Annotated in this window: 21 protein-coding genes, 1 tRNA gene, 1 pseudogene and 1 riboswitch; of the genes and pseudogenes, 10 read left to right on the forward strand and 13 right to left on the reverse strand. The window is 70.4% G+C overall.

The features are described from left to right. Window position 1 precedes the first annotated feature (1 nt). Window positions 2-613, reverse strand: coding sequence for a DUF3592 domain-containing protein (locus GA0070607_RS12205; RefSeq protein WP_231930977.1), 612 nt, complete (start codon window positions 611-613; stop codon window positions 2-4). 100 nt (window positions 614-713) lie between these two features. Between GA0070607_RS12205 and GA0070607_RS12210 the strand changes: the two genes are divergently transcribed. Then, window positions 714-1418, forward strand: a complete 705-nt coding sequence (locus GA0070607_RS12210) for a VOC family protein (RefSeq protein ID WP_089018316.1) — start codon at window positions 714-716, stop codon at window positions 1416-1418. 121 nt (window positions 1419-1539) lie between these two features. On the opposite strand, the pseudogene GA0070607_RS12215 reads toward GA0070607_RS12210, so the two are convergent. The 3 genes and pseudogenes from GA0070607_RS12215 to GA0070607_RS12225 form a co-directional block, all read right to left on the reverse strand. Then, a pseudogene (locus tag GA0070607_RS12215) lies at window positions 1540-2088 on the reverse strand (dihydrofolate reductase family protein); the annotation flags it as partial. 91 nt (window positions 2089-2179) lie between these two features. Further along, window positions 2180-2542, reverse strand: coding sequence for a YciI family protein (locus GA0070607_RS12220; protein ID WP_089018318.1), 363 nt, complete (start codon window positions 2540-2542; stop codon window positions 2180-2182). A 659-nt stretch (window positions 2543-3201) separates the two neighbouring features. After that, window positions 3202-3540, reverse strand: a complete 339-nt coding sequence (locus tag GA0070607_RS12225; RefSeq protein WP_089018319.1) for a nucleotidyltransferase family protein — start codon at window positions 3538-3540, stop codon at window positions 3202-3204. 43 nt (window positions 3541-3583) lie between these two features. Between GA0070607_RS12225 and GA0070607_RS12230 the strand changes: the two genes are divergently transcribed. Beyond that, entirely contained in the window at window positions 3584-4162 is a 579-nt protein-coding gene (locus GA0070607_RS12230; protein ID WP_231930978.1) for a TIGR03086 family metal-binding protein, read from the forward strand. A 136-nt stretch (window positions 4163-4298) separates the two neighbouring features. Beyond that, entirely contained in the window at window positions 4299-4433 is a 135-nt protein-coding gene (locus GA0070607_RS33775; RefSeq protein ID WP_269458422.1) for a hypothetical protein, read from the forward strand. A gap of 89 nt (window positions 4434-4522) precedes the next feature. On the opposite strand, the gene GA0070607_RS12235 is transcribed toward GA0070607_RS33775, so the two are convergent. Continuing rightward, window positions 4523-4596, reverse strand: a tRNA-Gly gene (locus GA0070607_RS12235). A gap of 247 nt (window positions 4597-4843) precedes the next feature. Here GA0070607_RS12235 and GA0070607_RS12240 point away from each other — a divergent pair. Next, window positions 4844-5827: a zinc metalloprotease gene (locus tag GA0070607_RS12240; RefSeq protein WP_089018321.1), complete on the forward strand. Its 984-nt coding sequence runs from the start codon at window positions 4844-4846 to the stop codon at window positions 5825-5827. Between the two features lie 76 nt (window positions 5828-5903). Here GA0070607_RS12240 and GA0070607_RS12245 read toward each other — a convergent pair whose 3' ends face one another. Next, entirely contained in the window at window positions 5904-6461 is a 558-nt protein-coding gene (locus GA0070607_RS12245; protein WP_089018322.1) for a pyridoxamine 5'-phosphate oxidase family protein, read from the reverse strand. Window positions 6462-6560: 99 nt separating this feature from the next. Here GA0070607_RS12245 and dcd point away from each other — a divergent pair, with 99 nt between their 5' ends. Continuing rightward, the gene (gene dcd / locus GA0070607_RS12250) at window positions 6561-7139 is read left to right on the forward strand and encodes a dCTP deaminase (RefSeq protein WP_089018323.1); all 579 of its coding nucleotides are present in this window, start codon (window positions 6561-6563) and stop codon (window positions 7137-7139) included. Window positions 7140-7199: 60 nt separating this feature from the next. Here dcd and GA0070607_RS12255 read toward each other — a convergent pair whose 3' ends face one another. Continuing rightward, complete coding sequence (locus GA0070607_RS12255) at window positions 7200-8177, reverse strand: C40 family peptidase (RefSeq protein ID WP_231930979.1); 978 nt, start codon at window positions 8175-8177, stop codon at window positions 7200-7202. A 75-nt stretch (window positions 8178-8252) separates the two neighbouring features. Further along, window positions 8253-8389, reverse strand: a riboswitch (cyclic di-AMP (ydaO/yuaA leader). A 230-nt stretch (window positions 8390-8619) separates the two neighbouring features. On the opposite strand from GA0070607_RS12255, the gene GA0070607_RS12260 reads away from it, so the two are divergent. Next, window positions 8620-10602: an N-acetylmuramoyl-L-alanine amidase gene (locus tag GA0070607_RS12260; protein ID WP_089018325.1), complete on the forward strand. Its 1983-nt coding sequence runs from the start codon at window positions 8620-8622 to the stop codon at window positions 10600-10602. Between the two features lie 63 nt (window positions 10603-10665). Here the strand turns inward: GA0070607_RS12260 and GA0070607_RS12265 are convergent, their stop codons facing one another. The 5 genes from GA0070607_RS12265 to GA0070607_RS12285 form a co-directional block, all read right to left on the reverse strand. Continuing rightward, window positions 10666-11679 carry a C40 family peptidase gene (locus tag GA0070607_RS12265; protein WP_231930980.1) on the reverse strand — a complete coding sequence of 338 codons (1014 nt, stop codon included), beginning with the start codon at window positions 11677-11679 and terminating at the stop codon, window positions 10666-10668. Between the two features lie 167 nt (window positions 11680-11846). After that, window positions 11847-12848, reverse strand: coding sequence for a hemolysin family protein (locus GA0070607_RS12270; protein ID WP_089018326.1), 1002 nt, complete (start codon window positions 12846-12848; stop codon window positions 11847-11849). Next, the gene (locus tag GA0070607_RS12275) at window positions 12841-14154 is read right to left on the reverse strand and encodes a hemolysin family protein (protein ID WP_089021812.1); all 1314 of its coding nucleotides are present in this window, start codon (window positions 14152-14154) and stop codon (window positions 12841-12843) included. The genes GA0070607_RS12270 and GA0070607_RS12275 overlap by 8 nt, the downstream gene beginning before the upstream one ends. Before the next feature lie 115 nt (window positions 14155-14269). Continuing rightward, a complete protein-coding gene (locus tag GA0070607_RS12280; RefSeq protein ID WP_089018327.1) occupies window positions 14270-16468 on the reverse strand; it encodes a (Fe-S)-binding protein in 2199 nt (732 codons plus the stop codon). A gap of 289 nt (window positions 16469-16757) precedes the next feature. Then, entirely contained in the window at window positions 16758-17021 is a 264-nt protein-coding gene (locus GA0070607_RS12285) for a cell division protein CrgA (RefSeq protein WP_089018328.1), read from the reverse strand. Between the two features lie 222 nt (window positions 17022-17243). Between GA0070607_RS12285 and GA0070607_RS12290 the strand changes: the two genes are divergently transcribed. Genes GA0070607_RS12290 through GA0070607_RS12305 form a run of 4 tightly spaced genes read left to right on the forward strand, consistent with a single transcriptional unit; the run spans window position 17244 to window position 20419 of the window. Further along, on the forward strand, window positions 17244-18050 hold the full coding sequence (locus GA0070607_RS12290; protein WP_089018329.1) for a DUF881 domain-containing protein: 807 nt from the start codon (window positions 17244-17246) through the stop codon (window positions 18048-18050). Then, window positions 18047-19477, forward strand: coding sequence for a class E sortase (locus GA0070607_RS12295; RefSeq protein ID WP_089018330.1), 1431 nt, complete (start codon window positions 18047-18049; stop codon window positions 19475-19477). Before GA0070607_RS12290 ends, GA0070607_RS12295 begins: the two co-directional genes overlap by 4 nt. A gap of 4 nt (window positions 19478-19481) precedes the next feature. Continuing rightward, on the forward strand, window positions 19482-19766 hold the full coding sequence (locus tag GA0070607_RS12300) for a hypothetical protein (protein ID WP_089018331.1): 285 nt from the start codon (window positions 19482-19484) through the stop codon (window positions 19764-19766). A gap of 2 nt (window positions 19767-19768) precedes the next feature. Next, entirely contained in the window at window positions 19769-20419 is a 651-nt protein-coding gene (locus tag GA0070607_RS12305) for an aminodeoxychorismate/anthranilate synthase component II (protein ID WP_089018332.1), read from the forward strand. A gap of 31 nt (window positions 20420-20450) precedes the next feature. On the opposite strand, the gene GA0070607_RS33315 is transcribed toward GA0070607_RS12305, so the two are convergent. Beyond that, window positions 20451-20882, reverse strand: coding sequence for a SanA/YdcF family protein (locus GA0070607_RS33315; protein ID WP_331716447.1), 432 nt, complete (start codon window positions 20880-20882; stop codon window positions 20451-20453). Between the last annotated feature and the right edge of the window lie 30 nt (window positions 20883-20912).

The raw sequence follows: 20912 nt of genomic DNA on the forward strand, positions 1-20912 counted from the left end.
CTCAGCCTCGGTCGATCCGCTTGTGCTTGGAACGGCTGGTGAACCTGGCGCCGCCGCTGCTCTGCACGCCGGCCCGCCGCGGCACCCCACGCCGGTGGATGGCGGGTCTGGCCGCCGGGCACTTGAACACGCGGCTGGCTCCCCGTGCCCGGAACCATCTCCGGAACGGGATGCGGGAGAGGGCCAGGGGAACCGCCACGACCAGGATCACGAACCCGGCCGCGCCGATGACACCTTGGATGCGGCCGCGGTGTCCGTTGAGCTCGTCGAAGTCGGTGACGAAGTCGCTCGGATCGGCAGGGTTCACCCAGATCGGCACCACGTCACCGGTTGGCAGACACACCTCGAAGCAGCCCATCTCCTGCTCGTACGTCCGGCCGGCCGTCTCGTACCGGAGATACATGGTGGTGGAGCTGCCACCCCGCTTGCTCACCCGGTCGTAGACGACGGCCCGCGCCGGTACACCTTCGGCCCGCAGTTCGGTCTTCCAGTCGTCGAGCGCGTGCTGCGTGTGCAGCGGCAGCCAGAGCAGCGCAGCTCCGGTTACCACAAGCAACACGCACCCGAGGGTCACCCAGACCGGGCGCCTCAGCGTCATGATCAGGCGGCTCATCGGCTCATCGTGCCGCTCCGACGCAAAGCGCACGCCACTGTCGCGGCGACGTCGCCGAAACCGCCTTGTCGTACTGCTGGCCCGTGTCTACGGTGCAGTGATGCTCTCGCGGATGCTGGCGGTGACCTTCGATGCGCACGACCCCGCTCGCCTGGCGCAGTTCTGGGCCGGAATGCTCGGCCGGGAGGTCGTCGGAGGCGCCGGTGGTGCGCTCCTGCCCGGCGATGACACTCAGCTCGGCCTCCAGTTCGTTCCGAGCCGCACGACGAAGGTGGGGCCGAACCGCATGCACCTTCACCTGACCAGCGCCAGCGACGCCGACCAGCAGCACAAGGTGGCGACGGCACTGGGGCTCGGCGGCGCGCACCTCGACGTCGGGCAGCGCCCCGAGGAGGGGCACGTCGTCCTCGCCGACCCCGAGGGCAACGAGTTCTGCGTGGTCGAGTCGGGCAACGGCTTCCTCGCCGGGTGCGGCCTGCTCGGGGAGGTCGCCTGCGACGGCACCCGAGAGGTCGGCCTCTTCTGGAGCGAGGCGCTGGGCTGGCCGCTGGTGTGGGACCAGGACGAGGAGACCGCGATCCAGTCACCGCACGGCGGCACGAAGGTCGCGTGGGGAGGCCCGCCCCTGGCCCCGAAAACGGCGAGGAACCGACAGCGCTTCGACCTCGCCCCGGCCGGTGGCGATCAGCAAGCGGAGGTCGACCGGCTGGTCGCCCTCGGGGCCACCCGGCTCGAGGTCGCTGCGGACGGCGCCGTCGTGCTGGCCGATCCCGACGGCAACGAGTTCAGCGTCAGAGGCCGCTGACCACATCGCGGCCGCCCCGACCCTGGCCCGGCCCCTCAGGCGCTGCTGGCGACAACACCGGCTGAGGCCCCGGCCAGGAATCTGTCCTGAGCTGGGGCCTCACGGTGGAGCGGGTGACAGGGCGGTAACGGAGGTGAACGACGCCGTTTTGGAATCGGCGCTCGTCGAGGAGCGCGAAGTCGGTGCGTACGCCAGTAGGCAGCCCCGGCTTGCCGCCTCCGACGGCCGCGGGCCAGACGAACAACTGGCACTCGTCGACCAGGCCGGCCCGCATGGCTTGCGCCGCCAGGTTGGCGCCTCCAACGGTGATATCACTGCTGGCAGTGGCCTTCAGCTGGTGTACGACGGCGGGGTCGAAACGGCGCTCCAAGCTGGTGGCGGCCGTTGACACCGCGGCGAGAGTCGTGGAGTAGACGACCTTGTTCGCCGCTTGCCAGGCGTTCGCGAAGTCAGCCATGAGGCCGGACTGCGCGGCTAGAGCAGCGTCGGTTTCCCAGACAGCCATCGTTTCGTACAGGCACCGCCCGTAAAGGAGAGTACCCACCGACCGCAGGAGGTTGGTGGTGAACGTGAATACCTCGTCGTCGCGTGCGAACCAGTCGAAGGCTCCACTTTCGTCCTCGATATAGCCGTCAAGCGACACGTTGGTCACGTAGATCAGCTTGGCCATGCCCCCACCTCCCGGTGCACGTAGGACCCGATTGGGATGTCACCTTCGCCTGCCACGCCTCGGCTCAAGCCTCAGTCGACGAGTGACGATCTCATCCCTGCAAGACGCGCCGCGGCTTGAACCGGCGAACCTCCTGCGGCCAGCCGCATGCCTCCGCGATTTTGCCGGCCCACATCCGGGCGGTCGCCTCATCCGGCACGTCCACGATGGTCAGGCCACCCAAGAACTCCTTGCTCTCGACATAGGGCCCGTCGGTGAAGACCATCGCACCGCTTGTGGCGTCTGCGCTGAAGACCGGGCCGTCCTCTTCCTCCAGGCCCCCGGCGAAGACGAATGCCCCGGCGGCCTTGATCTCATCAACAACCGCCCTGGCGAGTGGACCGCGCCCGAGGAACCACTCCTCGGTGTGGTCACCCACCCACTGCTGATTGAAGTAGATGAGGTACTCAGGCATGTCCGCTCCCTCTGATCGTCCCCGGACCCGACGTCCGTCTCTGCATACGCTACGAACGGCATCCGGCAGATCCGACACTCTCCAGCTTGATTTCTGTCAACCGGCACTCCGACGGGGTGATCCGCTCGCGCACGCCGGGATCGTCGGCCTGCGTCTCAGCCAGGCACCGCAGGGCCATGGGCTCTCCCGTGTCCGGGAGCAGGATGCGAACGCTGACGGACTCGGGCGTGAGTAGCCCGGCACGGATCTCGTCGAGCGGCTCGGCCTGTGCGCGAACGAATGCGCCGCTTGGCCCGTGGATGGCCCGTCAGGCGCTGCTGGCCGCAACAACATCGAAGGCCCTGGCTGGGACTGTCGTCCTGACCAGGGCCTTTCGCATGGAGCGGGTGACGGGAATCGAACCCGCACTGTCAGCCTGGGAATTGCCGATCTCCGGCAGGCCACCGGCTTGACGGCCTGGTCTCGGCAGTCTCGCGTGGCCTCGACTGGCCCCTGCTGTCCTCGCCCAATGGCATGCTAATGGCACGCCGGGTTCTTGCCCCGGCCGCCGGCCCGGTCCCGCCTAGTCCCGGTCCTACGCCGCTCGATAACTCGCTCCGTACCTGCGCTTGCATCCCCGGTCTATCCTGCTGGCGTCCTCGCCCCTGCCGGCTGTGCGGCTACGGTGGGATAACCCTCACTTGTGGCCATCGTCTACTCGGCTCGTGACGAGCGAGCCGAGCCAGTGAGATCTCGATGGTGACTCTGCGAGGGTTGCGTCGCCATATGCCGTTGAGCAGGTCGTCCAGCCCGAGTGGCGCGCAGACGTGGAGGGTGTCGGCATGGTCGAGTCTCACTGCCACACAGGTAGCGGTTTCGGGCCAGGTGGCTACGGCTTCCGCAATGGAGTTGAGCGCCGCTACGGGAGCAGCATTGAACACGCCCTCGTACCAGGTGTGCACAGCGGCTTGGTTGGTCGCCTCCCAGGGGACCAGCGGTTCCCGGTTGCCAACAACAATGACGCCCCCTCGGTCTCGCCGTTGTCCTTTATCCTCGTGGCCCGTGACCTTCGCACAGCAACTACAGGACTACTCCGACGCTTGCCGCTGGGTCGGTGACCTCGCCACCGCTACTCAGAGCCCTCAGCTTGACGCCCGGACTCCCTGTGAAGACTTCGACGTCCGAAGCCTCCTGGGACACCTACTCGGCACCGCGCACCGCTCGCTCGCCACAGCCCGAGGCGTTTCGACACGAGGGATTCCCCATGTGATCACCGATGTTGTCGATGACAAGCTGGCGTTGACCTACGCCGACTTGGCCAAGACGATCCGTGAGGAGTGGTCGGGGCTGACTGCTGCCGACACCGTCGTTGCTCCGTGGGGGCCGTGCACCGCGTTGGAGGCCGCTCAGGGCTTCACCGTCGAAACGGTCACCCACGGATGGGACCTGGCCGTGGCCACCGGACAGCCGAGCGAGGCACCCAAGCGGATCGCCGATCGCTGTCTTGAGTACGTCGCGGCTGTCATCCCGGATCGGCTACGCGGCGTCATGTACGGCGCTCCGGTCGTCGGAGTTGAGAACGTGTCCGCGACAGAACAGCTCGCTCATCTCCTTGGCCACAAGCGCATCGGAAACGGATGACTCGCGAACCCGCGCCTCGGCCGCATCCACCCGTCAAGACGTTCGTAGGGAAATCACGTGGGCGCCGGGTAACGGTTGCGGATCTCCTCGTCGGGCAGTCGTAGACCTTCCAGCCTCACTGCACCAGGCGCTGCGGGTGGACCGGAATAAGCCCGATGAGTCGGCCGTCAACGCGGGCAAGACCAAGGGCAAGCCGGGCAAGAAGTCCGGCAGCAAGAAGGGCAAGAAGCGGTCGGCGGATCGGGACGGGGCCGGCGATGACCAGGGCTAATGGCACGCTAATGGCACACGGCATGATCGCTTGCCTTGGAACATCGAAGGCCCTGGCTGGGACTGTCGTCCTGGCCAGGGCCTCGATCGTGGAGCGGGTGACGGGAATCGAACCCGCACTGTCAGCTTGGGAAGCTGATGTTCTGCCATTGAACTACACCCGCGAGCGGCACCACTGTACCTGAGTCACCCAGCCGGTGCACCCAGGCACCCCACCCCCACGTGGCGGTCGACCACCGGCCCCGTCGCGGAGGTTCGCCATCGCTCGCTGAGCTGCCGCTCGCGGAAAGTAGTTTCCTTGTGACAAGATATGGTCGTTCTCAAATGCATCGATGGCTTGTAACGTCTGCCACACGTTGCCAGCCACGGCGTGACACACCCCCTGCCACGCCGCCAGAAAGAGGTGGGCCCATGGGACTCCGTCCCAGCCTGCTGACCCGGCGTGCCGCCGGAGTCGCGTCGACGACCCTCGCGCTGCTGCTCAGCACCGCCGCCGTGGGCGTCGTTCCGGCTGCCTCGGCATTCTCCGCAGCCCCCGGCGGCGCCTGCGTGGAGCCGACCGACAGCCACGCCAACGCCCGGATGAAACCCGGTGCCGCGGCCAAGCACGAACCGAACGAACTGACCGCGAAGCAGGTACGCGAGCGGGACGCGGACCTCGCCGCGGCGCTGCGCGAGCGCGCCACCTTCCGAACCGGAGCCGGCGCCACGGCGCTGGCCACAGTCACCATCCCGGTGGTGGTGCACGTGATCCAGGAGAACAGCACCCGCGCCGGCGGCAACATCCCGGACTCGCTGATCACCGCCCAGATCAACGTGCTCAACCAGGCATACTCCGGCGCCACCGGCGGCGCGGCCACCGCGTTCGCCTTCCGGCTCGACGCGATCAACCGGGTGACGAACCCAGCCTGGTACCCGATCGTGGACGGCTCGTCGGCCGAGCGGTCGATGAAGTCGTCGTTGCGGGTCGGCGGCAAGAACACGCTCAACATCTACCTGGGCGAGTTGAGCGATGACCTGCTGGGCTGGGCGACGTTCCCGCAGCGGAAGCTGAACAGCATGGACGGCGTGGTCGTGCTGAGCGAGTCACTGCCGGGCGGCACCGCCACCAACTACAACCAGGGCGACACCGGCACCCACGAGGTGGGCCACTGGCTGAACCTCTACCACACCTTCCAGGGCGGATGCGGTGGCTCGGGTGACAGCGTCAGCGACACCCCGGCCGAGGCGTCACCGGCGTACGAGTGCCCGACCGGGCGGAACACCTGCTCGGCTGCGGGGCTGGACCCGATCACCAACTTCATGGACTACACCTACGACTCGTGCCTGTACCAGTTCACGCCGGGACAGGCCAGCCGCATGCTGACCGCGTGGAACGCGTACCGGGCGGCGTAGCTTCCCGCGTACCACCGGTGCCGGCTCCGTCACGACGGAGCCGGCACCGGTGGCTTTCCCCAGGACCCGGCCGCGATCAGGCCGCCGAGCGTTGGACGTCACGGTTGCGGCGGGCAGGGCGGGTCTGCGGTACGGAGGTTGGGCCGGCCGCCGCGGGCGGGGCGTGCGGGTCAAGCCAGACCTGGACGGCCGGCCGGCCTGGCGCACCACCCGTGATGCCCATGCCGTGCTGGTCGCGGCGGGTCAGCATCGCCACGTCGACGGTGAACTCGAACAGCCGCCAGTCGACCTGCGGCTCGGCCCGGGCGCTCTGCGCCAGCCGCGCCACCCGGGTCGGATCGGTCACCGGCCAGGCGTGCCCCGCCACGTATGCCTCGTCGTCGCTCTCCTCCGGCGGGAACGAGTGCAGCGCGTAACGGCCATCCCGTTCGAGGTCACGGCGCTTCGGAGAGTCGATCACGAAGCAGAACAGACCCTCGTCGGTGATGACCGGGGAGACCGGGTGGACCCGGGGCCCGCCGTCGGCGCGGACAGTGGCCAGATAGCCGAAGCCCGGCCCGTACTGCTGGAGGAGAACGCGGATCCCGTCGGCGAGTCGGGGCTCGTCGGCGGCGAATTCGGACCAGGAAGCCATGCGAGCATTCTATCGAACAAATGTACGACCAGCGACCTCGACGCGCTGGTCAACCGCACCGAATCCCGCCCCCGCGGCGAACGCCGCTATGGTGGTCCGATGCTGCTCTCCGACCGCGACCTGGTCTCCGAGATCAAGGCCGGCACGCTGGGCCTGGAGCCGTTCGAGCCCACCCTGGTCCAACCGTCCAGCATCGACGTACGACTCGACCGGCTGTTCCGGGTCTTCAACAACCATCTCTACACCCACATCGACCCGGCCATGCAGCAGGACGACCTCACCTCGGTCGTCGAGGTGCCCGACGGCGAGCCGTTCGTGCTGCACCCGGGCGAGTTCGTGCTCGCCTCGACGCTGGAGGTGATCTCGCTGGGCGACCAGCTCGCCGGCCGACTGGAGGGCAAGTCGAGCCTGGGCCGGCTCGGTCTGCTCACGCACTCCACCGCCGGGTTCATCGACCCGGGCTTCTCCGGGCACGTGACGCTGGAGCTGTCCAACGTGGCGAACCTGCCGATCACCCTCTGGCCGGGCATGAAGATCGGTCAGCTCTGCATCTTCCGGCTCTCCTCGCCGGCCGAGCACCCGTACGGCTCGGTGGTGTACGGCTCGCGCTACCAGGGTCAGCGTGGCCCGACCCCGAGCCGCGCCTGGCAGCACTGGCGCACCTGGCCCACCCGCTGAGGCCGTAACGGCGACGGGCCCGCCGCGAAGAATCGCGACGGGCCCATCGGTCACCCGGGATCAGCCCGGGCGGCCGTAGCTGTGGATCGGGCCGTCGTCGACCTTCTTCATCTTGATCGGTTGACCGGCCTGCGAGGCGTGCACGACCCAGCCGTTGCCCACGTACATCCCGACGTGGTGGATGTCGCTGTAGTAGAAGACCAGGTCACCGGCACGTAGGTCGGCCCGGCTGACGTTCTTGGTCACCCGGCTCTGCTGGGCGGCGTTGTGCGGCAGCGACACACCGGCCTTGGCCCAGGCGGCCAGCATCAGCCCGGAGCAGTCGTACGAGTTCGGACCCTCGGCACCCCAGACGTACGGCTTGCCGATCTGCGCGCAGGCGAACTTGACCGCCACGCCGGCGCCGCCGCCGGGGTAGCTGGCCGGGCAGGGCGCCGGACGCAGCGGGCCGCCGCCACCGTTGCCGTAGACCTTGAGGCGCAGCTTCTGCAGGCGGTCGATCTCGTCGTTGATCTGCTTCTTCTTGGCCGCCAACTGGGCCTCGGTCCGGGTCAGCTGGGCCACCATCTCGTCCAGTGGCGCCTTCTGCCGGGCCAACTCGTCACGCAGGTCGGCCACCTGCCGCACGTCCTGCTGCTGGTCGTGCGCGAACCGGTCGAGCATCTCGAGCTGCCCGACCAACTCGCTGGGCGACCGGCCACCCAGCACGGCGTTGACGGTGGAGACGTTCTCGCCCTTGTACGCGCGGACAGCCAGGGAGCTGACCTTGTCCATCGCAGCGTCGACCTGGCGCTCCAGCGGGGCGATCCGGGCCGCCAGAGCGTTGGCCTGCTTGCGCTTCGCGGCCAGGTCGGCCCGGGTGGCGTTGTGCCGTTCGATGATCGGTTCGAGCTTGTTCCAGTCGGCGTCGATCTGGCGCTCGATCTCGGCGACGGAGGGGTCGGCGTGGGCCGCCGTGGCGCTGCCGGTCAGGACGACGGCAACGCCGACCAGGGCGGCGAGGGCGGTGGTGAAGCGGGACCAGCGTGGACGCGGCACGATCGACGTCAGGCCGGCTGACGCCGACCGTTCGGACGACGGCCGCGGGGCATGGTGAGCCACCGGGTTCCGTACTCCTTCTTCCTGACCGCCTACCGGGTTAGCTGACGGGTTCGGGCGGGAAGGTGGACGCCCTACCGCAGTGGCTGCGGATTCACCCCGGGAAACCTGGGTCCCCGGCTCGCTCGGAAGCGATTCGGCGGTGTCGGTCCGTTACCGCCCGGCTGGGCGGAGCTGCTGTCGGCCCGACGAATGACCAGAGTAGAGACGACCGTTACCGATCCGCAACCGGTGTGGCCGTGACACTCCGTACCGATTGCCGGGGGCGACGACCGCCGACGAAGGTTTCCTTCCACGAACGTCGACAGGTGGAAAGGTATTGACGCGAGCCCCGGGCGGGGCGAAGGTGGCCTCACTTCGCCCTTCAGATCTAGGGGGTTCGATGCACCGTCCAACCCTGTCCACCGGCCGGCGCGCCCTGCTCGCCGCCACCGTGGTCGCCGCCGCGACCGCGGTTCCCCTACCCGCCGGCCCAGCCGTGGCCGCACCCACCGCCGACCGCCAGCAGCAGTACGCCGCCGCGGCGACCGAGTACGGCGTACCGGCCGACGTGCTGCTCGGCGTCTCCTATCTGGAGTCGCGCTGGGACAGCAACGCCGGCACGCCGAGCACCAGCGGCGGCTACGGCCCGATGCACCTGACCGACGCCCGGCACGTGGCCGCCCTACCGGGGCGCGGCCACCACGACGCCGGCACCGAGGACCCGCGCGGCGACGACTCCCGCCCCGCACGGGAGATGGCACCCCGACCCACCGAGGATCCCGCGCCGCCCGCCGCCGCGTTGCAGACCGTGGACGCCGCCGCCGCACTGACCGGCGCCGCCCCCGAGTCGCTGCGCACCGACCCGAGGGTCAACATCCGTGGCGGCGCGGCACTGCTGGCCTCGTACCAGCGGGAACTGGGCGCGCCGGTGGGCGCCGGCACCGACCCGGCAGCCTGGTACGGCGCTGTGGCCCGCTACGCCGGCGCGGACAGCGCGGACGCCGCGGCGGCCTTCGCCGACGAGGTGTTCACGACCATCGGCACCGGTGAGTCCCGGGTGACCGACGACGGCCAGCGGATCACGCTGCCGGCCCGGGCGATCCAACCGCAGCGCTCCTGGCTGGACCGCCTCGGGCTGCGCCGGCTCGCCCGCCCGGACGGGCTGGAGTGCCCCCGGACCATCTCCTGCGAGTGGATCCCGGCGCCGTACGAGGCGTTCGGCGCCGGGGACTACGGCAACCACGACCTCTCCGACCGACCCGGCCGGCAGAAGATCGAGTACATCGTCATCCACGACACCGAGGCGAGCTGGGCGACCACGCTGCAACTCGTCCAGGACCCCACCTACGTGAGCTGGCACTACTCGCTGCGCTCGGTGGACGGGCACATCGCCCAGCACGTGAAGACCAAGGACGTCGGCTGGCACGCCGGCAACTGGTACGTCAACGCCAAGTCGATCGGGCTGGAGCACGAGGGCTTCGCCGCGCAGGGCACCTGGTACACCGAGGCGATGTACCGGACCTCCGCCAAACTGGTCCGGCACCTCGCCCTGCGGCTGGGGATCCCGCTGGACCGCCAGCACATCATCGGCCACGACAACGTGTCCGGCACAGTCGCCTCCACCGTGCGCGGGATGCACTGGGACCCGGGCCCGTACTGGGACTGGACGCACTACTTCACGCTGCTGCACGCGCCGCGGCTGGACACCGGCACTCCGGCCACCGGACTGGTCCGGATCGACCCGGACTACGCCACCAACCAGCCGGCGTTCACCGGCTGTGTCACCGCCGGTGTGCCGTGCGCGCCGCGCGGCTCGTCGTCGGTGGTGCTGCGCAGCGCGCCGTCCGCGGACGCGCCGTTGGTCAACGACATCGCACTGCGCCCCGACGGCACCCCTAACACGATGGAGGTGTCGGACCACGGCGCCCGGGCCTCCGCCGGCCAGACGTACGCTCTCGCCGGTCGGCAGGGGGACTGGACGGCGATCTGGTATCTCGGGCAGCGCGCCTGGTTCCACAACCCGGCATCCGCGCCCACCGCCAGCTGGACCGTCGGCGTGGTGGCCACCCCGAAGCCCGGACGGGCCACCATCCCGGTGTACGGGCGGGCGTACCCGGAGGAGGCCGCGTACCCGGCCGGAGTGCCCTACCAGCCGATCTCGCCGCTCCAGTACACCCTGGCGGCCGGCCAGCGGTACGCCGTGGGCGCGGTGTTGCCGGGCGAGTACTACCGGGCCACCACGTTCGACGGCTCCTCGCCGGGCGACTGGACGGTCATCCGCGGCCAGAACCGGTACGCGCAGATCCAGTTCGGTCACCGGATCATGTACGTCGACCTCGCCGACGTGCAGCTCCTGCCGTCCCCGGTGGGCGCACCCCGCTGAACCGTTGAACGGCACGAGGCCCCCGGTCGTTCGACCGGGGGCCTCGTCGTGACTGCTGCTGGATCAGCCGGGTCTGCGGAACCCGGCGACCGGCATGTAGTTGATGCTGGCCACCTGCACCGGCTTGCCGGCGCGTGGCGCGTGCACCATCTTGTCGTTACCCAGATACAGGCCGACATGGTGCAGGTCGCTGAAGAAGAAGACCAGGTCACCGGGGCGGGCGTCGGCCCGCGAGATGGCCTTGCCCTCGTGCCACTGGTCACCCGTGTGGTGGGTCAGGCTGATCCCGGCCGCCTTGTAGGCGTACTGGGTCAGGCCCGAGCAGTCGAACGAGTTCGGGCCGGTGGCGCCCCAGACGTAGGGATCGCCGACCTGCTGGCAGGCGGTCTTGATCGCCTTCTGGGCGGCCGCGTTGGCCACCCCGTTGATGGTCGGGCAGCCCTCGGTCTTGATCGTCGTCTTCGGCAGCGAGGCCTCGAGACGCTTGATCTCGCCGTCGATCTGCTTCTTCTTCGCCGCCAGCTCGTTCTGCTGCTTGGTCTGGGTGGCGATCAGCGCGTCCAGCTTCTGCTTCTGGCCGTCGTACTTGGCCCGTACGGCCAGCACGCCCTCGACCTCCTTGCGCTCCCGCGCGGCCAGCCGGTCCAGGACCGTGAGCTGCTCGGTGAGCGTGTCCGGCTTGGCGCTGACCAGCAACGCGCCGATGTCGTGGGAGGGACCCGACATGTAGTACCGGGAGGCGAGGTCACCGACCCGGTTGAGCGCCAGCTCGCTCTGCAGCGCCAGCGGCTCGATCTTCTTCTGCAGTTCGGATGACTTCTTCCGGTTGGCCTTCAGCTGCGACCGCACCTTGTTGTACTGCTCGATGGTGGGCTCCAACTGCTCCCACTGCTTGTCGATCTGCGCCTCGATCTCGTCGACCGAGGGCGCGGCCTGCACGGGCGCGGAGAGCACGCCGGCGCCGACCGCGGCGGCGGCGACCAGGACGAGTAGACGGTGGGCGACCCGGCGCAGACCGCCCGGCCGAGCGGGCAGTCCCGGGGCGTGACGATGAGGGGGCATGGTTGCCACCGGCACCGACTCCTTTGCAACCGACCGCCGGGCGCCTCGCGTGAGGGAAGGGCCGAGGCAGACGACCCACAGCGGTCGGTGCCCCACATTAGGGAAGCGCAGCACCGGAATCAAGGCGGGAGGCGTCACCGTCACTGTCACGCAACCGCTTGCACACCAAGGGTATTGGCCCGTCACCCAACTATCGCGGTCAATACGTCGTCGAGCGTGACCACACCGAGCGGGCGCCGGCCGTCGCTGACCAGCACCATGTGCCTCCGCTCGCGGCGCATGGCCAGCAGCAGGTCGGCGAGCGTACGCTCCGGCGGCACCACCGCCAGCGGCCGGTAGACCTCCGCCGGCACCGGTGCCCGGCGGGCATGCCCCGAGTACCCGAGCACGTCCTTGACGTGCACGAAACCGAGCACCCGCCGGGTGGACCGCTGCACCACCGGGAACCGGGACCGGCCGGTGCGGGTCGCCAGCACCTCCAGCGACGCGGGCGAGACGTCCTCGGCCACCGTCACGACCGTCGACCACGGCTGCCACGCGTCCGCGGCGGTCCGGGTGTGCAGGGCCAGGGCGCCGGTGATCCGGGCGTGCTGCTCCGCGTCGAGCAGCCCCTCGGTGCGCGCCTGGGAGACCAGCCCCGCCAACTCCTCCGCGGTGAAGACCGTCTTCACCGCCTCGGACGCCTCGACCCGCCAGACCGCGAGGACCCGCCGGGCCGCCCACTTCATCGCCAGCAGCAGCGGCTTGGTGGCCACGCAGAACGCCAGCATGGCCGGACCGAGCCAGAGCGCGGAGAGTTCCGGACCGGCCAGCGTGATGTTCTTCGGCACCATCTCGCCGACCACCGTGTGCAGGAAGACCACCACGCCCAACGCCAGCACGAACGCCACCGGGTGCACCGCCCGCTCGGGCAGGCCGGCCGCGTGGAACGGCGACTCCAACAGGTGGGCCAGCGCGGGCTCGGCGATCGCACCGAGACCCAGGGAGCAGACCGTGATGCCGAGCTGCGCCCCAGCGATCATCAGGGGGATCTGGTTCATCGCCGACAGCGCCCAGCGGGCCCGCTTCGAGCCGGCGGCCAGCGGCTCGATCACCGTCCGCCGGGACGCGATGAGCGCGAACTCGCTACCCACGAAGAACCCGTTGCCGAGCAGCAGCAGCACGGTCACCAGCAGCTCAGGCATCGTCGTCCGGTTCCGCCGGGCGCAGCACCCGGACCTGCTCGATCCGGTGCCGTTCCACCTCCACCACTGTGAACTCCCAGCCGCCGGCCTCGACCGTCTCGCCGGCCAGCGGGATGTGCCCGAGCCGGGCCATCAGGTAGCCGGCCAGCGTCTCGTACGGCCCCTCGGGCAGCCGGAAGCCGGTCTGCTCGGCCAGCTCGTCGGAGCGCAGCACCCCGTCGACCAGCACGGTGCGCTCCCCGCCCGGCACGGTCAACTCGACCGGGCCGGCGTCGTCCACGCTGGCCGGATCGAACTCGTCGGCGATCTCCCCGACCAGCTCCTCGACCAGGTCCTCGATGGTCACCACGCCGTCCGTGCCGCCGTACTCGTCGACCACGATGGCCAGGTCGGCCCCGGCGGCCTTCAGCGCGGCAAGCACGCCGTCCAGGTCCAGGCTCTCCGGCACGTACACCGGCTCGCGGGCCACCGAGCCGACAGTGGTCGACGCCCGGGCGGCCAGTGGAACCCCGAGCGCGTCCGGCACCCCCGCCACACCGGTGACCAGGTCCAGGGTCTCCTCGTACACCGGGAACCGGGTCCGCCCGGTCTCCCGGGACAGCTCCAGCAACTCGGCCACCGTGGCCGTGGCGCGCAGCGCCACCACGTCCACCCGGGGGGTCATCGCCTCCGCCGCCCGCTTGTCGCCGAAGCGGATGGTGCGGCGCAGCAGCATCGCGGTGTCCGTCGGCAGTGCCCCCGCCCGGGCGGAGATGGCCGCCAGCAGGCCCAGCTCCTCCGGTGATCGGGCGCTCCGAAGCTCCTCCTGCGGCTCCACCCCGAGCGCCCGGACGAGCCGGTTCGCCGAACCGTTGAGCCCCCGGATCACCCAGCCGAACGTCCGGGAGAAGGAGTGCATGGGGCCGGCGGTCGCCAGCGCGGCCGGCATCGGCCGGGCCAGCGCCGCGTTCTTGGGTACCAGTTCGCCGAAGAGCATGGAGATCAGAGTCGCCAGGGCCAGCGCCAGGAACGGGGTGAACCGCTCCGTGCTGTCCCCGGCCACCGGGCGCAGCAGCGGGGTGAAGACGCGGGCCAGGGCCGGCTCGGCCAGGTAGCCCGTGAGCAGCGCGGTGATGGTGATGCCGAGCTGCGCCCCGGAGAGCTGGAAGGAGAGCTCGCGCAGCGCTGTGCGTACCGTCAGGGCGGCCTCGTCGCCGGCGGCGGCCCGGCGGTCGATCTCCGCGCGATCGACCGTGACCAGGGCGAACTCGGCCGCGACGAAGAACGCGTTGCCGGCGGTCAGCGCAGCGAAGCCGACCAGGGGCAGCAGCGTGGCCAGGACAATCCCGTCGATGTTCGCCTCACCTCGGCGAGATTGTGCCACGGCGGGTGCCCGGCCACCGGCCGGGACGGCCGGCCGGTGGCTCTGTGCGGTACGCGGCTCAGCCGCCGACCGGCGCGGCCTCCTTGCCGCCCTGTGGCTGCTCCGGCTTGACCGAGCGGAGCAGCACGCTGGCCACGTCGATCACCTCGACCTGCTCGCCGGCGCCCTTGCCGTTCACCCCGTCGTTGAGCATCGTCGAGCAGAACGGGCAGCCGACGGCGACCGTCTTCGCCCCGGTGGCCATGGCCTCCTCGACCCGGTCCACGTTGATCCGCTTGCCGATCTTCTCCTCCATCCACATCCGGGCGCCGCCGGCGCCGCAGCAGAAGGAGCGCTCGCTGTTGCGCGGCATCTCGGTGAGCTCGCCCTCGATGGCGTCCCCGAGCACCTCACGGGGAGCCGCGAAGACCCGGTTGTGCCGACCCAGGTAGCACGGGTCGTGGTAGGTGACCCCGCCGTCGACGGGCTGCACCGGGGTGAGCTTGCCGGTGGACACCAGGTGGGCCAGCAGTTGGGTGTGGTGGACCACCTCGAACTCGCCGCCGAGCTGGCCGTACTCGTTGCCGAGTGTGTTGAAGCAGTGCGGGCAGGTAGCGACGATCTTGCGCTTGGCCTTCTCCCGGCCCTCGAACGCCTCGTTGAGCGTCTCCACGTTCTGCTGGGCGAGCATCTGGAAGACGAACTCGTTGCCGATTCGCCGCGCCGGGTCGCCGGAGCAGGTCTCGCCCTCGCCCAGGATGGCGAACTTGACGCCCGCCTCGTTCAGCAGGGTGGCCACCGCGCGGGTGGTCTTCTTGGCCCGGTCCTCGAACGCGCCGGCGCAGCCGACCCAGAACAGGTACTCGAAGTCGTCCACCTCGCCGACCCGGGGCACCTCGAAGTCGAGACCCTTGGTCCAGTCCTCGCGGGTGTTCTGCGGGGCGCCCCACGGGTTGCCCTTGTTCTCCAGGTTGCGCAGCATCACGCCGGCCTCGGAGGGGAAGCTCGACTCGATCAGCACCTGGTAGCGGCGCATGTCGACGATGTGGTCCACGTGCTCGATGTCCACCGGGCACTGCTCGACGCAGGCGCCGCAGGTGGTGCAGGACCAGAGCACGTCCGGGTCGATGACCCCGCCCTCCTCGGCGGTGCCGATCAGCGGGCGCTCGGCCTCGGCGAGGGCCAGCACGTCCATGTGGGCGAGCTGCGCCTGGGTGGCCTTCTCCTCGCCGGTCAGGTCCTTGCCGCCGCCGGCCAGCAGGTAGGGCGCCTTGGCGTACGCGTGGTCGCGCAGGCTCAGCACGAGCAGCTTGGGCGAGAGCGGCTTGCCGGTGTTCCAGGCCGGGCACTGCGACTGGCAGCGACCGCACTCGGTGCAGGTGCTGAAGTCGAGCAGACCCTTCCAGCTGAACTGCTCGACCTGGGCGACACCGAACTGGTCCTTCTCCGGGTCCGCCTCCTCGAAGTCGAGGGGCTTGCCCTGACTGGTCATCGGGCGCAACGCGCCGAGGCCGGAGCCGGCCGGCCGGGCCGGCTCACGCTTGAAGAAGATGTTGGGGAACGCCAGGAAGCGGTGCCAGGCGACGCCCATTGTGACGTTAAGCGAGATGACGATCAGCCAGGTCATCGAGATTACGATCTTGATAACGGCGGCGATGCTCGCCCCGTCCTGCCAGTCCGGCAGCACCGCGCCGACGACGTGGCTTACCGGGGTGGCCCAGAGCGGGTACTCGAAGTGGTCGGTGGCGACCTTGAAGCCCCGGATCACGAACCCGAAGATCAGGACCAGCAGCACGATCCACTCGACGAAGTAGCCCTGCCACATCGTCGAGCCGGTGAACCGGGAGCGCCCACCCGGCCGGTTCGGCCGGTTGCGCAGCCGGATCGCCATCAGCACCAGGATGCCGACCAGGCCCAGGACGCCGATGATCTCGGTGGCCAGCCCGAAGACCAGCCAGTGCCCGATGATCGGCAGCCCACCGGTCGGGGTGACCACCTCGAAGTACGCCTCGAGCACCAGCAGCGACAGCACGATGAAGCCGACCATCACGAACCAGTGCGCCGCGCCCACCACGCTCCACTTGAGCATCCTGGTGTGGCCGGCGGTCTCCACCAGCATGGTCTTCGTACGGCTGACCTTGTCGGTGAACCGCTCCGGCGCGGGCTGCCCGAGCCGGATGACTGCCACCATCTTGAGGACCGCACGCGCCGCAAGCCACACCGCCACGGCGGTGATGGCGGCCGCGAGGATCGTGGTGACGATCTGGACGCTGCCCATCGAGTTGGCCTCCCCGGTCTGCTGCCTGTCGAGCGGCTCGGCGACCGGGACCGGGTCAGGACGTAGCCAGCGTCGCGCCGCTGCCGCACCTGCGACCGGACCGGTCGATGACCTCGCTCCGCTCGGTCATGCAGTGCAGCCTACGCGCAAGGTTACCCAGCAGTAACGTGAGTCATCTCGCAGCGGGCCGCGCCGCCCTGCGGACACCATAGGGTGCCCCGCCCGGTCCTGCCGGGCAGGGGCTCCGTGGGGTGACGTGAATCCTCCGGCGTGGCGACGCCGGGCCGGCTCAGCGCCAGCGGGAGAGCAGCGCCAGCGAGGCGACCATCGCGCCGAAGCCCACCGCGAGGTTCCAGTAACCCCACGCCATGACCGGGTACTGCTGCTCGGAGAGGTAGTAGACCACCAGCCAACCGATGCCAGCGACGATCAATGCGACAGCGGTGATCGGCAGCCACACCGGGCTAGGCTTGCGCGACGATGCCGCCGTCGTCGGACGGACGTCCGTCGGCGGGGTGTACACCTTCTTCTTGCGGACCTGAGACTTGGGCACGACGCTCTCCAGAGGGGTGACGACCTCGTCCGGCCTGACAACCGGGCGCGGGGGCGACGGTCCATGGCCAATAATGTTCGAAAGCTAGCGTAGTCCGGAACGCCCGCCCGGACCACGAATGGGGTCAGCCCGGTGCGCGGAGTGACCGAAAAAGGCGGGACTGTTCGCATCACCGGCCGGGCCGGGGGCGGACCAATCCCCGAAACGTGGAAGGAACGCTCGGTGGAGTACACATCCGGCGCTGCCTCCTGGCAGAAGGTCCTCCGACGGGCCGCTGCCGGGCTGCTGCCCCGGCGACCGCGTCAACGCCGACCGGGCTGGTCGATCGGGGTGCCCCTGATCGCCGCCGCGGCGGGGCTGCTCTTCACCACCACCGCGACCACCGCCGGCGGCACCGCGCTGCGAGAGGACCGCCGGCCCCAGCTCAACCAGCTCATCGAGGACCGCCGCGAGCAGGTGGCGGCGAGCGAGCGCCGGGCCGCCACACTGCGCGACGAGGTCGAGCAGCGGACCGACGCGCTGGCCCACTCGGACAGCCCGATCAAGGCCCAACAGGACCGCGCCCAGGGCAGCCTCCAGGCCGCCGGGTTCACAGCGCTGGCCGGCACCGGGGTGACCGTGGAGCTGAACGACGCGCCGCCGCGACGCAGCGACCAGGCCCCCACGGACGCCAGCAACGACGACCTGGTGGTGCACCAGGGTGACGTGCAGGCGGTGGTCAACGCGCTGTGGGCCGGCGGCGCGGAGGCCATGTCAATCATGAACGTCCGCGTGCTGACGACCAGCGCGGTACGCTGCGTCGGTAACACCCTGCTGCTCCACGGGCGGGTGTACTCCCCACCGTTCAAGATCGTAGCAATCGGCGATCCCGCTGCCCTCCAGCAGGCCCTCGCCAGCTCTGAGGGAGTCCGGTTGTTCAAGGACGCAGTCGACGACTACCAGCTCGGGTACGAGGAGACCGTCTCCGCGGTGACAGTCCCGGCGTTCGAGGACTCGACCGCCCTGCGCTCGGCGACGGTGCCCCGGTGAGCGGCCCGGACGACCGGCGGGACGGGCGACACCGGGACCAGGCCGACGAACCGACGGCGTTCCTACCCAAGGTCGACCGGCCCGAACGTGAAGCTGACCGACCGGGCCCCACCGGCAACTGGCCCGATCCGGTGCTGCCCTCCCGGCCCCGGGCGACGCCCCCACCGGCCGTACCCGAACCGCCGACCGGCCGCCCCGACAACCTCCCGGGCACCGGAGCGCCTCCGCCCTGGCCCGGCGCCAGGCCCGCCGAGTCGGGCCCGCACGGCGGGCCCGTCCCTCCTCCCGCAGCCACCCGCGGCCGACCGCCCGCACCCGACCAGGGACCGGTCCGACCGGCCGCCCCCGGCAACACCCCCATCCGGCCGCCGGCGCCGCCGAGTACCCCACCCGCCCGCCCGACGGCTGCCGGTGTGGACGCGCCCACCGCGTTCATCCGCAAGGTCGGGCCCACGCGCGCAACCGGCTCGCCGGCCGCTCCGACCGGTCCGGACCGCCCCGCCGACCCGGCCGCCACCGCGCTGATCCCGGCCGTACCCGCCCGGCCCTCGTCCCGCCCGCCGGCCATGGACTCCACGGCGCTGATGGGTGCCGTCCCCCGCACCGCGGCCACCGACGAGCCGGCCGGCGCCGAGGACAATCCCGCCGAGCCACCGCGGCCCCGACGCGGCGAGCGGGTGGTCCAACTCCGGCCCCACCAGACCGGTGAGGGTTACAAGAGCGTCTACTCGGAGCTCACCCGCCCCACGCTCGCCTCCCGGCTCCGCACCGGCGTCCGGGTCACCGGCGAGGTCCTGATCACCTTCGGCCTCGTGGTGCTGCTCTTCGCGGGTTACGAGGTCTGGGGCAAGTCGGCCATCGTCGACGCCCACCAGAACGACCTCAGCCAGCAGCTCGCCCAGGCTTGGGGCCCGACCGACGACCCCACGGTCGCCCCGTCGGCCACCCCGAGCGTCAAACCGGCGCCGCCGGTGCGCGGCAAGCCGATCGCCAGCCTCTACATCCCCAAGCTCGACAAGAACTGGGTGGTGGTCGAGGGCGTCACGCAGGCCGACATCCGGTACGCCCCGGGCCACTACCCGGCCAGCGCGCTGCCCGGGCAGGTCGGCAACTTCTCCGTCGCCGGCCACCGCAACCGGGCCACCTTCTGGCGGCTGGACGAGCTGGACGACGGCGACGCGATAGTGGTCGAGAGCAAGACCGACTGGTACGTCTATCGGGTTTCGCAGTCCCGGATCGTCAGGCCGACGCAGGTCGAGGTGGTGGCGCCGGTCCCCGGCGAACCGGACCGGAAGGCCACCCGGCGGATGCTCACCCTGACCACCTGCAACCCGAAGTTCGACAACTACCAGCGCCTGATCATCCACGCCGAGCTGGACCGGACCCAACCCAAGTCGGCGGGCCGCCCGGCGGAGCTGGGAGGCTGACCCGATGTACGCGTTCATCTGGCGCAAACTGCCGTTCGGCCTGGCCGGCAAGCTGACCGGTTCGGTGCTGCTCGCCGCCGCCGCGGTGGCCCTGCTCTGGTACGTGGCCTTCCCGTGGGCCGAGCCGCTGCTGCCCTTCGACGACGTGCAGGTCACCCAGGACTCCGGCGTGCCCGGCGACCCGGGCGGCGGGGATGCGGTGACCGGGGAGACCCCGGCCGGCGACGAGCACGAGCTGCCCTACGACACCGACCAGAACAACTCCGCGCCGCCCTCCCCGAGCAGGTGACCATGCGCGTCCTGGTGATCGACAACTACGACTCGTTCGTCTTCAACCTTGTGCAATATCTGGGCCAGCTCGGGGTGGACTGCGAGGTCCGCCGAAACGACGAGATCGACGTCGCCGACGTGGGCCGGGTGGGTGCCGCCGGCATCCTGCTCTCGCCCGGTCCGGGCAGTCCCGACCGCGCCGGCATCTGCCTGGACGTCATCCGGGAGTACGCGGGCCAGCTGCCCATCTTCGGCGTCTGCCTCGGCCACCAGGCGATCGGCGAGGCGTTCGGGGCGACCGTCACCCGCGCACCCGAACTGCTGCACGGCAAGACCTCCGAGGTACGCCACCAGTCGGTCGGCGTGCTCACCGGTCTCCCCGACCCGTTCACCGCCACCCGCTACCACTCACTGGCCGTACTGCCCGAGACGCTCCCCGACGAGCTGGAGGTCACCGGCTGGACCGGCTCCGGCGTGGTGATGGCGATGCGGCACCGTACGCTGCCGATCGAGGGCGTGCAGTTCCACCCGGAGTCGGTGCTCACCGAGGGCGGCCACCTGATGCTCGCCAACTGGCTGGCGAGCTGCGGCCACCCGGAGGCGCTGGAGCGGGCCCCGGAGCTGGCCGCCGAGGTAGACGCCCGCCGCCGCGCCGCCTTCGCCACCACCTGACCGCGACCAGGCCGGTTTTCAATCGGGACGCTCAGCCCCGCAGCGCGTCCTGGACGGCCGGACTCGCGGGCGAGCGCACCGCCGGTGCCCGGCCCCGGCCCGCGTCCCACGCCGCCTTGCCACTGGCGAAGTAGTCCCGGATCGACTTCTCGGCCAGCAGGACGGGGCCGCAACCGGTGCAGCGGGCGGTGACCCCGTCGACGTCGAGGCCGAGGTGCCGGCACAGCGTCACGGCCCGGGACACGTGGTAGGACTGGGTCACGATCAGGGCCCGCTCGACTCCGTACACCTCGCGCGCCCGGGCACAGCTGTCATAGGTGTCCAAGCCGAACGGGTCGGCCACCACGCGCCGCGGATCGACACCGAGTTCGGCCAGGTACGACGTCATCACCGCCGGCTCGTCACCCGAGGTGCCATCCCCGTCGCCCGACACGAGCACCACCCGGGCCCGCCCACTGTTCACCAACTCGGCCGCGGTCTCCAGGCGGCCGGC

Origin of the sequence: Micromonospora coriariae (assembly GCF_900091455.1) — a bacterium.
Lineage (GTDB): Bacteria > Actinomycetota > Actinomycetes > Mycobacteriales > Micromonosporaceae > Micromonospora > Micromonospora coriariae.